The sequence below is a fragment of the Methylomonas sp. DH-1 genome, from assembly GCF_046097555.1.
GTDB classification, from domain to species: Bacteria; Pseudomonadota; Gammaproteobacteria; order Methylococcales; family Methylomonadaceae; genus Methylomonas; species Methylomonas koyamae.
Window position 1 is genome coordinate 2,496,702 of sequence record NZ_CP143089.1, and the last position, 14,579, is coordinate 2,511,280.

The following is a 14,579-nucleotide window of genomic DNA, read 5'->3' on the forward strand; positions in this document are numbered from 1 at the left end:
GGCAGCTAAACGGGATATTATTGGGATTTTGACGGCTTTTTAAGCTTGGAAAGGCGTTTCAAAAGAGGTTTGGAGTCCGGTTTTTTTTCAAGACCCTGCTCCAAAATAGTTATTGCGTCACTAGTTTTATTCAGCTTGAGATAAATATCGCTTAAAGCCGCATAGGACATCCAGGTCTTTGGACTGCGCTCGATGCTTTTTTGGTACATCTCAATCGCGCTCTTATAATCTTCTAAGGCTTCGTGAACTTTTCCAATGTCGTAATACATTTTTGGAAGTAATACGAAATTCGGTGAGATTCCGTGATGAAGCGGATAGATCATCTCAGCGAGCGCTCCTTTAAGTCTAGATTTCCTTTCAGTTTTATCCGATGTTTGCCAGGCTAAGTTGTACGTGAATAATCCCGCGCAATAGTGATGTATTCCTCCATTTCCGGCTAAACGTTTTTCCCACATTTGAGCGCGTGCTGTTCCCACATTGCCTTCTTGGTGCATTTCTTTGCAAAATATGGGTAATCCCATGTAATCCAGGTCGGTTTTCGGATACTCGGCAGACGCTAAGTTTGGAATCAATCCGCTACAATAAAATACTACTTTTAATATATTGATGTATAAATTTGATTTCATGGCGTCAATATGTGTGTTGAGCTATGATTAAAGTTTTAGCTTAATATTTCGCGGTATATCATTTGCACCTTTTTTGTGTGCGACTTTATCGCAAACATTTCAAAAGCTTTCTGTTTTGCGTTCTTTCCCAATTGGTCGGCAAGACTGTTATCGTTAAATACTCTTAAAACTGCATCACAAAAGTCGCGATGATCTTTGGCTTTGAATAACAGCCCGGTTGTTCTTTCTTCAAGCATTTCAGCAGCGCCACCATGATTGGGACCTACTACAGGTCTACCCATGGCCATGGACTCAATAACTACAGTACCCAACGGTTCCGGATCGGTCGATGCGGACACCACAATATCCAAGCCGTTATAAACAGCTTCCATTTTGTCTGTATGGCCGGTGAAAACAATTATATTTTCCAGGTCTTCGGTCGTTACCCGTTCTCTCAATCTGTTTTCATATTCTATACAATCATCCGGCGTTCCGCCGATAATAGGCATTTTTAAATTTGGTATTTGTTCCTTTAAAATTTTTGCGGCATCGATAAATAAATCTTGCCCTTTCCACGGAATTAATAAGCCAACTAAGCCGACAACATAGGCGTCTTCTGGAATATGGTATTTCTGTCTGAACAACCGGCCGTCCGCGTTCAAGTCGAGTTGGTCTAAGTTTATTCCGTCATAAACCACCTGCATTTTCGCATCGGGAATTCCCAATAATTCTCGCATCCGCTCCGCAACCCAATTCGACACAGGGATAAAAAAGTCCGGTAACTGGTAGAAAATTTTTGCAGCCTTGAAAGGCACAGGGTTACTTCTGATATGGCAGATGCTGGGGATGCCAAGCGTTTTGGCAACCAATAATGCGGCGCGATTGCAAACAGGGTCGTTATTGGCGTGGACTAAATCGGCCTTGAAACGCCATGCGGTCCAAAGTAACGATATAAAAAACGGTAGAAAGTTAAAAATATCGTCCGCCCGGGCAATAATCTGATTGGCTATAAAGTTGAATGCTGGGATTTTATTGAGTGATGTAGCCGTTTTAAGTTTATTGCGCCATGCTACCGCGTCAAAATGGCGATCAGGTATGTGTTTCCAAAGCGCGTCTTGGGCGATTTCTTCGTATTGCGGCCCGGTTCTGCCGGTAATTACCATGGGCAGAAAAAATTCACGATCCAGATTTCTGGCTAGATGTCGCAAACAAATGATGGCCCCGCCATAACCGATGCCGTTTTCGACAAACAGAATCCGTTTGGGTTTAGCTCCGTTGTTCATAACGCCTATACTTTGACACGTTTAAAAAATAATACATGATTTAGCTTTAACCAATTATTTGTTTAAATTTTCGTAGTTGGGCAACTAAAAAAGGCGGCAAGGTCGATGCAATTAAATAGGCAACCGAACGCGAGGTTAATTGTTGTTTTAAGCTCGATATAAATGCCTTTCTAGCCAAATTGGCTTGGTTATTTACGAAATACCAATATCCAAGGGTCCAAAACGCATCCGATACTAATTGGTTTGGATCAAGGCCCTGGCGTTTCAGTTGTTGTTGTGAAAACGCGCGAACGGACTCCATCACTTTTGTCAGATCGAGCAGCATGCTTTCGTTGGCAGAGGTTGCGTTATTGCCGTGTTGCCGGCGCAACATTAAACACAGTGGCAAACAACTGATCGGATGATGGGTAGCAATTTTTGCCCATAGTTCCAAATCTTCGCCAAAGCGAATAGCTGAATTGAATCCGCCCGCGGCAATCAAGATATCCCGCTTTGCCAATACTGTACCGGTCGGAATGAAGTTTTTTGTCACTAATCTAGCCAGGGCATTAGGTATCGCCTGGCCTGCTAGTTTCCGAAAATCCTCCAGCATGCCGTGTTTTGCTAAGACGGATTGGGTGATAATGTCGTCATCATTATCTATCTCCGCCATGTCTCCAGCCACTAATACGAGTTCCGGGTACTTTTCCAATATCGTTTTTTGTAAGGCAATTTTGTTTTCGGTCCATTGGTCGTCGGCGTCCAAAAATGCGATCCAATCTCCTTTCGCCAGTTCTATGCCTTTATTGCGCGCCGCTGAGGGGCCTTGATTGGCTTGTTTGTAGTAGACGATGTTTCCGGGCAATGAACGTACAACCGCTTCGGTAGCGTCGGTTGAGCCGTCGTCGACGATAATAATTTCCGCGACCGGCTCAGTCTGCGCTTCAATGCTGGCGACTGCGGCTTTAATGAATTTTGCGCTGTTGTAAGCAGGGATGACTGCGCTGATTTTCATTAGCTTATTTCGCTACCCATTTTTAATGCCGGTTTTGCAGATTATCCAAGCTGGAAGGCATAAGCCCGTCATATATCCGATCAAAGCTAATTTTCTATGGCGGTAGTATAGCCTATATAAGAACGCGCCCAATTTTCGCTGGCCGCGAGCCGGATTCAGGGCTGGCCAACGCTTGCCATTGAAGCGATTGATCATTTCGAGTGATTGATCTGATAACGTTTCCGCCAGTTCGGCAGAAGATAGAAATCGGACTCTCGGGAAACTATCGGTTATGGCTGATAACAAGCGGTCCAAGCCCGCAATGGCATTGCTGCATTCCGTTTCCGAGCGGGTAAAGTTGTAACGATGGGTTGAGATGCTGATCGGTGCGGCTTGGAGATAGGCCATTTCGGCCTCAGCTATTGCGCTGGCTACGGTATTTTTCCCGTCTACCGGTTCGTACATCACGTTACGGACCAAATAGGTTTGGCCGAGGCGACTTTTGTTACCGACGCGGATAATCGGTGGATCCTGCCGATAATGGCCGGATTGGTCGCGGCCTGTGCAACGGTAGCCTGCCGTTTGGATAGCGATGATATTTTGTTTACTCCAGTATGCTTCGATATTGTCGCTCCACAGATAGCAGGGCGCGACGGTACTGACACTGGGGGCGCCGAACATGCGCTGAAAGCTGGCGGCGGCAAGTTCGATGATGTTTTGTGCCTCGGCGGAGTCGACTGGCGAGGTCGGCAATGCGCTACCGTCTACGTAATGGCCTTGTAGCGGCGAATCCAACGATTCCCAGTCCGACCAGTCGGCGGTGGCTTTAGCCACTGCCAGGCGTGGGTCGTCTTGACGGTATAATCTGGCGAAAGCTGCGCCGTTAAGATGCTCAAGTCCGTGCAATTGTGGCGTCAAAATGTCTCGAGCTATACCGTCTTTCAATGTTTGATAGATCGCCGGAAAATCGGCATCCAGCATTTTACGGCGGTATTCGCCTTCGCTGGCGATCCGCTCTAAGTCGGGTACGGCCAGGACCATGTCCGCCGTCAGAACCGCGTTGCGTCCCGCGGTATCTCGATGCCGCGCCAGCATATCCAGCAACTGTTGGAGCCGATCAGCGTGAAACTCGGCGCCGGGTCCCCAATCGTCACTTTCGATCAAGACCGGCGTGTCGGCAAAATAAGCTTCGTTCCAGGTCGATATGAACAGTTCTTTTTTCCATAACCATAAGCCGGCGATGCAAGCCGACCAGAAACCCAGAATAAACAAAATTGCCATATTTTCGATCGATAATTTAAAGTGCCGTGGCAGCAAACTATAACGCGCTACACTTTTCATCCTAGCAGAGATTCCCGTTCTCGCCGAGCCGGTGACGCTCTCGGTAACGAGTACCTGATATTTTGCGGCCAATTATGGTGTTATGAATCGTCTATTTGTTCAATCCGAGGGCATGATGCGGAAAAAAAATGGTTTAGAGGCTAGAACGGCGGAGACATTTTTATGACTACTCCGGTTGGTTTGCCGCTGCATTGGCGAAAACCGCTGGCCGTTACGCTGGTGGTGACGCTGTTTTCGTTGCTGGTATTTGCCGAGACATGGGCATCGATCGTGGCAATTTGGTCGCGTTCGGAAACCTTTACCCATGGCTTTTTGGTGGCGCCGACCAGCTTATGGCTGATTTGGCTGCGAAGGCAGCAATACCGCAACCTGCAAGCGCAATTCAGTTGGTTCGGCCTGTTAGGCGCGGTGGCGGGGGGCTTCCTTTGGTTGGTGGCGGATCTGGTCCATGTTTTGGTGGTACAGCAGTGGGCCGTGGTTGGAATCCTGGTCAGCAGCCTGTGGGCGGTGTTGGGAACGACTGTCATATCCAGCATGCTGTTCCCGATTTTGTTTTTGTTTTTGATGGTTCCTTTCGGCGAAGCCTTTATTCCGCCTTTGATGGACTATACCGCGACTTTTGTCGTTACTTTGCTGCGTTTGACCGGCATCAGCGTTTACCGGGAGGGCTTGTTTTTTACGTTAACCTCCGGAAATTGGTCGGTGGTTGAGGGCTGCAGCGGTTTACGTTACCTGATTTCGTCGTTTACCTTGGGGGCTGTTTACGCCTATCTCAATTACACCAGTAACAAAAAACGCGCCGTATTTATTGCAGTTTCTTTTCTGGCGCCCATCATCGCAAATGGCTTTCGCGCCTATATGATCGTCATGATAGGCCATTTAAGCAGCATGAAACTGGCGACCGGGGTGGATCACATTGTTTACGGCTGGGTGTTTTTCGGCATTGTCATGTTCGCTCTGTTTTATCTCGGTTCGTTTTGGCACGATGCGCCGCTCAATTTGGCAGTAAATGCACCGGAAGACCCAGGTGCTGCCGCAATTGCTTCCCAGCCTAGTTATGGCTGGTTCGGCTTGGCGGCCATCGTAGTTTGCCTGGCGATTTGGCCGCCGATTTCTCAGGGCCTGTCCGGCTTGCAGAATAGCAATGTGGTGGTTCCGGTGAGATTCAGCCAGCCGCAGCTCGATAATTGGCAGCCAGCGGATGCGCCGGATTGGGGGTGGGAACCGAATTTCAACGGCGTTGTTGCCGAATCGCGAACTTTTTTGAACGATGGGCAAGCCTTAGTTGGCCTTTACTTCGCCAACTTCGGCGACGAAAGCCAAGGCGGCGAGCTGGTCAACTCGCAGAACTATTTGGTCCCGCAAAAACACAAGATTTGGCGAATGCTGCGCGACAGCGATCATCCGGTCGCATGGGCGTCAGGCGAGTCCGTCGTCGTCGAAGAGGCGGTATTGAACAACAGTCAACGCGACTTATTGGTATGGCGCTGGTTCCGAGTCGGCGACAAAACCACCGACAACGCCTATCTGGCCAAGTGGTGGCAACTGGTCAAGCGCCTGAGGGGGGATTCGGCACCGGAGCTGTTGGTTGTGCTCTACACCGAAACCGCGAATCAAGATTTCGATACGGCGCGGGATAAATTAAGGCAAATTGCCTTGGCCTGCTGCAGTTGAGTTCGGCAAACCGGAACGCACGGCTAGCGACGCTTGACGGTTCCGGCCGCGCGGATGTTAGACTACCAATACCCTTGTTTAAATTTGTGAAGGAAAACTTATGATACCGGTAATTTTGTCAGGCGGTTCCGGAACCCGGCTTTGGCCATTGTCGCGCGGCCAATATCCCAAACAATTTTTACCCTTGGTTTCCGGTGCGACGATGATCCAGGAAACCATGCTCAGGCTGGACGGCTTGGCCGGGTTGCAACCGCCCATCGCGGTGTGTAACGAGGACCACCGCTTCATGATGGCCGAGCAAATGAGGGAAATCGGTATCAAGCCGGCAGCTATCATTCTGGAGCCGGTCGGCAAAAATACGGCGCCGGCCGTGGCTATGGCCGCATTGAGCGCCGGTTCCGAGGAAGACGTTTTATTGATCCTGCCGGCCGACCATGTCGTCGCCGACCGGCCATCGTTTCATCGCGCGGTAATCCAGGCCGAGCAACTGGCCAAGCAGGATTTGTTGGTGACCTTTGGCATCGTCGCCAGCGAACCGGAGACCGGTTACGGCTATATCAAACGCGGCAACGTGCGTTATGGCGAAGCTTATAAAGTCGATGCGTTTGTCGAAAAACCGGATTTACAGACGGCGCAACGCTACTTGGACAGCGGCGAATATTTTTGGAACAGCGGTATGTTCGCATTCAAAGCCGGTTGTTTCTTGCGCGAATTGGAAAAATTCAATCCGGAAATGCTGCGCGTGTGCCGGGAAGCGTTGGCGGCCGCCAAGCCGGACTTGGATTTCGTGCGGCTGGACAAGCAGATTTTTGCGACGTGCCCGTCCGATTCGATCGACTATGCGGTCATGGAAAAAACCGACAAAGCGGCGGTGATTCCGTTGGACGCCGGCTGGAACGACGTCGGTTCTTGGTCGGCACTGTGGGACGTCACCGCCAAGGACGAAACCGGCAATGCGATCAAAGGCGACGTACTGACGGTCGATACCCGCAATTCCTACATCCATTCCGGCAACAAATTGGTGGCCGTGATCGGTGTCGACAATTTGATCGTGGTCGAGACCGACGATGCGGTGATGATTGCCGCCAAAGACCGGGTACAAGACGTCAAGGATATCGTCGATCAACTGAAAAAAGCCAAACGTAGCGAGGCCAACGTGCACCGCAAGGTTTACCGGCCTTGGGGCCATTACGATTTGGTCGACAGCGGCGACCGGCATCAGACCAAACGTATCGTGGTCAAGCCCGGAGCGAAATTATCGGTGCAGAAACATCACCACCGCGCGGAACATTGGGTCGTGGTGAAAGGTACCGCCTGGGTCGAAAAGAACGGCGAAAAAATTCTGGTGTCGGAAAACGAATCGATCTACATTCCGCTGGGCGTGGTACACAGTTTGGAAAATCCGGGCGTGATTCCGCTGGAAATGGTCGAAGTGCAATCCGGCAGTTACTTGGGCGAAGACGATATTGTGCGCTACGAAGACCAGTACGGACGAATCTAGTGCCGTTGGGTAGTATTCTCCGATAAATTTCCCATCAACGCCGCGCGGCAGTTTGGCGCGGCGGCTCGCATAACATCCGACAACGTTCGGCATTCGTTTTCCCGGAGTTGCTCTTGTCTCTGCAAACGGTCAACGACCTTTTGAAAAAACACAAGCTCGTCGAGGGCATGTTGCACAACCAGCCGATGCCGCGCCGCAAGTTAATTACGGCTCTGGTGCAAAAACAGCACATGGTCGAGTTGCGCAGCCTGCTGGCCCGGCTGTCAGCCATCGAAATCGGCCAGATATTGCATGCCTTGGAGTTGGAAGACGCCCGGCTGGTCTGGGAGCAGGTCGAGGAAAACCGCCAGGACGATGTTTTGTGGGAGCTTTCCGATACGTTACGCGAACAATTGGTGGGCGATCGCGAGCCGCATTGCGGCGTCGGCCAAATGAGCGCATTCGAACTGGTGGAGGGCCGTTTGTCGAAAGTGGCTATCACCTGTCGCCACGATTTGTACGAAATCAAGCCGATTTGGATCGACTTATTGGCGCCGACCAAGGCGCAACGGCAACTGATCGGCCAACATTTCGGCTTGGAACTGCCCGATCCGCTGGATTTGACCGACCTCGAGGCCAGCGCCCGGTTCTACGTCGAAGACCAGCATGAAATCCATATCCATTCGGATTTTTTGTTGGATAGGGAAGGGAAGTCGCGCAGCGTCCCGGTGGCCTTCGTCTTATCGGGCGATATGTTGTTTTCGGTGCGCAACGAGGAGTTGCCGGTATTTAGGCTTCAGCGCTTGCGGGCGCGAACCCAGCCCGGATTTGTTTCGGATTCCAAGGATATGCTGCTGGATTTATACGGTGCCGAGGCGGAATATTCGGCCGACGCGCTGGAAAATATTTACGAGCAGTTGGAAAGCGTGAGTAAAAAAGTACTGAGCCAGGATATCAGCGACGAAGAAGCGGCCGAGATATTGACCGATATTGCCGAAGAAGAGGATTTAAACGGCCGTATCCGCCGTAATATGTTGGATACCCAGCGCGCCGTGTCGTTTTTGATCCGGCGCAAACTGCTCAATCCGACGCAGTTGGAAGATGCTCAGCAAATTCTGCGCGATATCGAGTCCTTGAACAGCCATACTGCATTCTTGTTCGATAAAATCAATTTCTTGATGGATGCGACGGTCGGTTTTATCAATATCAACCAGAACAAGGTGATCAAAATCTTTTCGGTCGCCTCGGTAGCGATGTTGCCGCCAACCCTGATCGCCAGCATTTACGGCATGAATTTCGAATATATGCCGGAATTGAAATGGATGCTGGGCTATCCGTTTGCGTTAGGGCTGATGACTATTTCTGTACTGTTGCCGTATATATATTTCAAACGTAAAGGCTGGCTTCGATAAGAATTTCGCAGTACGTCACAATTTGTCCGCTGAAAACCACAAACTGCGACAAAATGCCACATTTAAAATCGCCATTCCGCCAACTATGATTTACCCAACTTTTTCGGTTTAGTTTGACAGCTAAAAGTTGCGTTATATTTCTTCCTATTGCTCTGAGGCGATTATCCAGCGGTAATCGCCTTTTTTTTGGCCGAAGAAATTAATCCACCGGTTTGAATTTAACCAATTTGACCGCGTTGTCGTCGCGTTTCACGATTTCCATGACATGGCCGTGCAGCTTGATACTGGTACCGGGTTCGGGGATGGTTTCCATATACTCGATAATCAAGCCATTCAGGGTTTTCGGGCCTTCGGTCGGCAAATCCCATTGGGTGACCCGGTTCAATTCGCGGATGGTGACGCCGGCGTCGACTAAATAGCTGCCGTCCTTCTGCGCTTTGATGTCTGGCTCTTCCAAAGCCAGTTCCCCGACGATTTCCTGCAACAGGTCGTCCAAGGTAACCAAGCCCAACACGTCGCCGTATTCGTCGACGACCAGGCCGATCCGCAATTTCTCAGCCTTGAAAATCTGCATTTGCTTGTGAATCGAGGTACTGGCCGGAATGAAAAACGGTTTGGCCAGACTGTTGACTATGCTTTGCTTGTCCAATGTCGAGTGGCTGATGCGGGACAGAGCTGTGCGAATGTGCAAAAAACCGATGACCCGGTCGATGTTCTTTTTGTAAACCGGCAACCGCGTGTGCGGGCTGTCTTGCAGTTGGCGAATGATGTCTTCTATCGACTCTTCCAAATCGATGCCGACAATATCGTTGCGGTGGGTCATGATGTCGGTCACGCTGGCCGATTCCAGGTCCAGGATGCTCATCAGCATGTTTCGGTAGCGGGGCGGAAGCTGGTGGTTGGCTTGAGACACCAGGCTTTTCAATTCGTCTTTGTTCAAAGGCTCGGCTACCGCACCGGCTTTGCTGGTTTTGATGCCGAATAGCCGCAGCAGCCCGCTGGAAATCAAGTTAATGGTCCATACCACCGGGTAGAACACTTTCAATAAGGGGACGTAGAGCCAAGACGAAAAGAAGGCCAGCAATTCCGGTTTCAGCGTGCCCAGCGTTTTCGGCGTTACCTCGGAAAACACCAGAATCGCTAACGTCAACAAAGCCATGGCGGCCGGGATGGCCTGATTACCACCGACACGGATCGCAATCACGGTCGTCAGTGCGGCGGCGAGGATGTTGACGAAATTGTTGCCGATCAGAATCAAGCCGAGCAGGCGCTCTGGCCTTTTCAGAAGTTGATGGGTTTTAACGGCGCCTTTGTGTTTTTTTTTGACGAGATGCTGTAACCGGTAACGGTTCAGCGTCATCAAAGCGGTTTCCGAGCCCGAGAAAAATGCGGATATTACCAATAATACCGCCAGCATACCGAACAGTATACTTAGGGAGATGTCGTTCAAAACAAACGTACTCAGGATTGTGCAACAAGACCTTAGTTTCTATGCTGGGTAAAATTTGTCAAGCCGAAAACCGCGCGCTTGCTGGCTGCATTTGTCCGGGATTGAACTAAACTACATCAACTAGACGGTGCAATCGGCTGAAATCTTGTGGTTTTGACAAGCCTCGGGATCGATGCTTAACTTAAAATTCGGTTGTCCCCTTCCTTCGTATACATTAAGTAGTTGCAGAGAATATAAGCATGGCTTTGCCGGAAATTTTGCTGGTCGACGATAACCCTAACCGCGCACAACAGGTCGAAACGGTGCTCCGGTTTCTGGAATATCGGGTGGTAGCGGTAAGCGGCAACCAATATGAAACGGCATTGAACCAACGCGACGATTTCGCTGCCGTGTTCGTCGGCAGCGGCGAACGCCAGGCCAGTCTGATCAAAGCGATTGCCGACGCGGTCGGCGAAACGCCGCTGATTCTGTTGACGGAAGCCGGTAGCAGCCAGCAGTTGCTCAGCAGCATCCAGCAATTGGTCAGTAAAGTGCTGGAATGGCCGACCGTTTATCCGGTATTGATCGACATACTGGACGAGCTGCCCAAACCCGAACCGTCTTCGAAAAAGCCGCAAGCCAACAAAGGGCTGGCCGGCGTCAGCAAGGCGGTACAAAAAACCCGGGAATTGATCGACCAGGTGGCCAAATCCGATGCGACGGTGCTGATTTTGGGCGAATCCGGTACCGGTAAAGAGGTCGTCGCTCAAGCCTTGCATCGGGCGTCGCCGCGCCGGGATCGGCCGTTCGTGCCGGTCAATTGCGGTGCGATTCCGGGCGAATTGTTGGAAAGCGAATTGTTCGGCCACGAAAAAGGCGCATTTACCGGTGCGTTAACTTCCCGTCAGGGCCGGTTCGAAATGGCCGAAGGCGGCACGTTATTTCTGGACGAGATCGGCGATATGCCGATGCCGATGCAGGTCAAACTGCTCCGCGTGTTGCAGGAACGCACTTTCGAGCGGGTAGGCAGCAATAAAACCATACACTGCGACGTGCGCATTATCGCCGCGACCCACCGCCATCTGGAGCAGGAAATAGCCGAAAAACGCTTTCGCGAGGATTTGTTCTACCGCTTGAACGTGTTTCCGATCGAAGTGCCGGCATTGCGCGAGCGGGCGGAAGACATCCCGTATTTGATCAACGATTTGATTGCCAGAATGGAAGCCACCAACCGCGGCAGCGTCACCTTAACGCCGCGGGCGGTTGCGGTACTGATGCAGCACACTTGGCCCGGTAACGTGCGCGAGCTGTCCAATCTGATCGAACGTCTGGCCATCGTCAGCCCCGATTCGCCGGTCGATGCCGCCGATTTGCCGGAAAAATTCCAGGCATACGAAGTGCCCGATACCGTGCATTTGCAGCTTCCCGAGCCCGAAATTCACGTTGTGCGGCCGGCGGCGCGCGAGGCCTTGGCCAAACCGATAGCCGGTGCGCCCGCCGTGCAGTTGCCGGAGCAAGGCATCGATTTGAAGGAATATTTGACCGACCTGGAAAACGAACTGATACGCCAGGCCTTGGAAGAGTGCAACGGCGTGGTCGCCCATGCCGCCAAATTGCTGAACATGCGTAGAACCACGCTAGTAGAAAAATTGCGCAAAGTGGATACCGCCTGACCCGATTTCCCGATACTGCCGCTAATATTATTCGCTAGCGTTGTTGCCTCGGTCGAGTGGTAGACCAATGTCGTTGAGTTAAGCAACAAACCTGCTTGTTCAAATTCTGCAAGAGCAGGCCATGCCTGCGGCCGTAGGCGTTTGGTCGCGGGCATGGCCCGCTCCCACCGTCCTTAACTTAACGAGATTGGGTGGTAGACTAGGCACTTCACAGCCTCAAGCTTTATTAAACATGCCCGATTCCAGCTTGTCGGCGCAGCCAAGCGCCGAAACCAACCCTAACCAAGGGATTATTCCCGAAATCGGCGGCTACGCTGAAGAAATCAGCGCCTGGCGCCGGCGTATCCACGCTCATCCCGAGCTGTGCTACCAGGAAGTCGCTACCGCCGATTTCGTTGCCGAAAAACTGGCGGAATGGGGGATACCGCTGCACCGGGGTTTGGGCAAAACCGGTGTGGTCGGTGTGGTCAAATCCGGCGCGTCGCCGAAAGCGATAGGCCTCAGAGCCGACATGGATGCGCTGCCGATCCACGAGCAAAACCGCTTCGCCCACGCCTCGGTTTATCCCGGCAAAATGCACGCTTGCGGCCACGACGGCCATACCGCAATGTTGTTGGCCGCCGCCCGATATTTGGCTACGCAGCGTAATTTCGACGGCACCGTGTATCTGATTTTTCAGCCGGCGGAAGAGGGCGGTGGCGGTGGCGACGCGATGATCCGCGACGGCTTGTTCGACCGCTTCCCGATGCAAGCCGTGTTCGGCATGCATAATTGGCCGGGTTTGCCGGCAGGCAGTTTTGCGGTCAGTCCGGGACCGGTGATGGCGTCGTTGAATACGTTCCGCATCGCGGTCAACGGCAAAGGCTGCCACGCCGCGCTACCGCACTTGGGTTTAGACCCAACGCCGGTTGCCGCACAAATCATTTTGGCGCTGCAAACGATTTTGACCCGCAACGCCAACCCTCTTGAGGCGGGACTGATTTCGGTGACGATGGTGCATATCGGCGAAGCCACCAACGTCATTGCCGACTGCTGCGAACTGGCCGGTACGGTGCGGACGTTTTCCGCAGAGCTGCTGGATTTGATAGAAGCCCGAATGGCCGAAATCGTGCGCCATACCTGTCTGGCGCACGGCATGGAAGGCGCTTTCGAATTGACCCGCAGCTATCCGCCCACCGTGAACCACGCCGAACAGGTCGCCGTGTCGCGGCAAGTCATGGCCGCCATCGTCGGCGAGGAACTGGTGTTCGCGCAGCAACCGACCATGGGCGCCGAGGATTTTGCCTTCATGCTACAGCGCGTACCCGGCAGCTATTGTTTCATCGGCAACGGCGAAGGCGACCACCGCTTGACGGACCACGGCGCCGGCCCGTGCACCCTGCATAACGCCAGTTACGACTTTAACGACGCAATCTTGCCGCTGGGCGCCAGTTACTGGGTCAGATTGGCCGAAACCTGCCTGGCGACGGCCTGACAGCCGGGTGACACTTGCGCACGAACGCCTGACAGTTCTGGCAGTAGGGTCGGAAAATGGCCGCTCCGACCGCGCGTCCGGCCAGCTGCAAGCGTTTGATTGGCAATAAGACTTGAGCGGCTGGCGCGGGCTATGCTGCAACCATGGTGTTTTCCTAAAACCTAATGGTGATCGCCATGCAAGCACTGAACGAAATGACCGAACTCGGCTACACCCGGACCATGTTCATCGAAAACCTGAGCCACCAATTCATCGCCGTAACCGGTTGCGGCGTCTACGCCTATTTGGACCCGGTGGATGTCAACGGCCTGTTTAACAATTACGTCAGCGATACGCTGCCAATCGACGCGTTCATCCGCCAATGCGTGAGGGACGTGTTGAAGTGAATTTTCGAATGGTTGCAGGTGAGGTATTCCGGCGGCAACTATGCCGGTTCCGGATTACCTTGCTATTCTCGCTTCCCAGCGCTCAGTTTCGGGCAAAAGACAATTGGTAGCCCGTCAAAAACACCTGCTTTTCCAGCGTCTCGCTGATATTCGGAATCGATACTTGCCGGCTGCCGGTGGCGATCAACACCAGATGCCATTCTTCGCCGGACTCGTTTTTAGACATCGAAATCGAACCTTCCGCCAACCGGTAACCCATGCTGTTCGCCAGCTGCGCTAGCTCGGCTTGCTGCGGATGGTGGCCGGGCTTGAAGCGTAGCAACACCGCAATCGCGTGGCGCGAGGGCAGGACGGCTTCGATCCAGCCGCCCCAAATCATCGTCGCCGACGCAATCAAAGCCAGCACGATGGCCGCCAAGTAGAACCCGGAACCGCACAGGATGCCGATGGCCGACGAGGCCCAAATCGACGCAGCCGTAGTCAGGCCGCTGATATTCAGACCTTCCTTCATGATCACGCCGGCACCGAGAAAGCCGATGCCGGTAACGATGCCCTGAATCACCCGGGTTGGGTCGGCCGTCGCGGTCAGCGGCACCAAGCCGCCGAACCAAAATTGCGGGTAGCCGACGATGACCGTTACGGCCGCCGAGGCCATACAGACCAGGCCGTAGGTGCGCATACCGGCGGCGCGGCCGTGGTAGGAGCGTTCGTAGCCGACCACCATGCCCAACAACAACGCACCGACGATGTTCATTAAAATCACGGCGCTGGCCTCGAGCTGGGCGGTAGACCAATACGAAATCAGACGGTCGGGAGAGATCGGATTCATCGTCGGGTTACCGATATTCG

12 protein-coding genes are annotated in these 14,579 nt (G+C 52.5%); 6 read left to right on the forward strand and 6 right to left on the reverse strand.

What is annotated here, in order from left to right:
* Positions 1-17 precede the first annotated feature (17 nt).
* Genes VXJ35_RS11405 through VXJ35_RS11420 form a run of 4 tightly spaced genes read right to left on the reverse strand, consistent with a single transcriptional unit; the run spans position 18 to position 3,842 of the window.
* Positions 18-626, reverse strand: coding sequence for a tetratricopeptide repeat protein (locus VXJ35_RS11405; RefSeq protein ID WP_082880891.1), 609 nt, complete (start codon positions 624-626; stop codon positions 18-20).
* 35 nt (positions 627-661) lie between these two features.
* Positions 662-1,888 carry a glycosyltransferase family 4 protein gene (locus VXJ35_RS11410; protein ID WP_064021649.1) on the reverse strand — a complete coding sequence of 409 codons (1,227 nt, stop codon included), beginning with the start codon at positions 1,886-1,888 and terminating at the stop codon, positions 662-664.
* A 46-nt stretch (positions 1,889-1,934) separates the two neighbouring features.
* Positions 1,935-2,882: a glycosyltransferase gene (locus VXJ35_RS11415; protein WP_064021650.1), complete on the reverse strand. Its 948-nt coding sequence runs from the start codon at positions 2,880-2,882 to the stop codon at positions 1,935-1,937.
* A 12-nt stretch (positions 2,883-2,894) separates the two neighbouring features.
* The gene (locus VXJ35_RS11420) at positions 2,895-3,842 is read right to left on the reverse strand and encodes a hypothetical protein (RefSeq protein ID WP_408953909.1); all 948 of its coding nucleotides are present in this window, start codon (positions 3,840-3,842) and stop codon (positions 2,895-2,897) included.
* A gap of 522 nt (positions 3,843-4,364) precedes the next feature.
* Here VXJ35_RS11420 and xrtA point away from each other — a divergent pair.
* The 3 genes from xrtA (at position 4,365) to corA (ending at position 8,768) form a co-directional block, all read left to right on the forward strand.
* Entirely contained in the window at positions 4,365-5,876 is a 1,512-nt protein-coding gene (xrtA, locus tag VXJ35_RS11425) for an exosortase A (protein ID WP_064021651.1), read from the forward strand.
* A gap of 100 nt (positions 5,877-5,976) precedes the next feature.
* The gene (locus VXJ35_RS11430; protein WP_054758791.1) at positions 5,977-7,377 is read left to right on the forward strand and encodes a mannose-1-phosphate guanylyltransferase/mannose-6-phosphate isomerase; all 1,401 of its coding nucleotides are present in this window, start codon (positions 5,977-5,979) and stop codon (positions 7,375-7,377) included.
* Between the two features lie 113 nt (positions 7,378-7,490).
* Positions 7,491-8,768: a magnesium/cobalt transporter CorA gene (gene corA / locus VXJ35_RS11435; RefSeq protein WP_064021652.1), complete on the forward strand. Its 1,278-nt coding sequence runs from the start codon at positions 7,491-7,493 to the stop codon at positions 8,766-8,768.
* A 199-nt stretch (positions 8,769-8,967) separates the two neighbouring features.
* On the opposite strand, the gene VXJ35_RS11440 is transcribed toward corA, so the two are convergent.
* Positions 8,968-10,218 carry an HlyC/CorC family transporter gene (locus VXJ35_RS11440; protein ID WP_064021653.1) on the reverse strand — a complete coding sequence of 417 codons (1,251 nt, stop codon included), beginning with the start codon at positions 10,216-10,218 and terminating at the stop codon, positions 8,968-8,970.
* 239 nt (positions 10,219-10,457) lie between these two features.
* Between VXJ35_RS11440 and VXJ35_RS11445 the strand changes: the two genes are divergently transcribed.
* From VXJ35_RS11445 to VXJ35_RS11455, 3 genes are all read left to right on the forward strand, one after another.
* Positions 10,458-11,870: a sigma-54 dependent transcriptional regulator gene (locus tag VXJ35_RS11445; RefSeq protein WP_064021654.1), complete on the forward strand. Its 1,413-nt coding sequence runs from the start codon at positions 10,458-10,460 to the stop codon at positions 11,868-11,870.
* A gap of 232 nt (positions 11,871-12,102) precedes the next feature.
* Complete coding sequence (locus VXJ35_RS11450) at positions 12,103-13,344, forward strand: M20 aminoacylase family protein (protein ID WP_082880892.1); 1,242 nt, start codon at positions 12,103-12,105, stop codon at positions 13,342-13,344.
* Positions 13,345-13,520: 176 nt separating this feature from the next.
* Complete coding sequence (locus VXJ35_RS11455) at positions 13,521-13,730, forward strand: hypothetical protein (protein ID WP_054758867.1); 210 nt, start codon at positions 13,521-13,523, stop codon at positions 13,728-13,730.
* 82 nt (positions 13,731-13,812) lie between these two features.
* On the opposite strand, the gene VXJ35_RS11460 is transcribed toward VXJ35_RS11455, so the two are convergent.
* Entirely contained in the window at positions 13,813-14,559 is a 747-nt protein-coding gene (locus VXJ35_RS11460) for an MgtC/SapB family protein (RefSeq protein ID WP_064021655.1), read from the reverse strand.
* Positions 14,560-14,579: the final 20 nt, after the last annotated feature.

Bases quoted from the DNA above. Each gene is read 5' to 3' on its own strand.
- VXJ35_RS11405 (WP_082880891.1), bottom strand. From the start codon at position 626: ATGAAATCAAATTTATACATCAATATATTAAAAGTAGTATTTTATTGT.
- VXJ35_RS11410 (WP_064021649.1), bottom strand. From the start codon at position 1,888: ATGAACAACGGAGCTAAACCCAAACGGATTCTGTTTGTCGAAAACGGC.
- VXJ35_RS11415 (WP_064021650.1), bottom strand. From the start codon at position 2,882: ATGAAAATCAGCGCAGTCATCCCTGCTTACAACAGCGCAAAATTCATT.
- VXJ35_RS11420 (WP_408953909.1), bottom strand. From the start codon at position 3,842: ATGCTGGATGCCGATTTTCCGGCGATCTATCAAACATTGAAAGACGGT.
- xrtA (WP_064021651.1), top strand. From the start codon at position 4,365: ATGACTACTCCGGTTGGTTTGCCGCTGCATTGGCGAAAACCGCTGGCC.
- VXJ35_RS11430 (WP_054758791.1), top strand. From the start codon at position 5,977: ATGATACCGGTAATTTTGTCAGGCGGTTCCGGAACCCGGCTTTGGCCA.
- VXJ35_RS11445 (WP_064021654.1), top strand. From the start codon at position 10,458: ATGGCTTTGCCGGAAATTTTGCTGGTCGACGATAACCCTAACCGCGCA.
- VXJ35_RS11450 (WP_082880892.1), top strand. From the start codon at position 12,103: ATGCCCGATTCCAGCTTGTCGGCGCAGCCAAGCGCCGAAACCAACCCT.
- VXJ35_RS11455 (WP_054758867.1), top strand. From the start codon at position 13,521: ATGCAAGCACTGAACGAAATGACCGAACTCGGCTACACCCGGACCATG.
- VXJ35_RS11460 (WP_064021655.1), bottom strand. From the start codon at position 14,559: ATGAATCCGATCTCTCCCGACCGTCTGATTTCGTATTGGTCTACCGCC.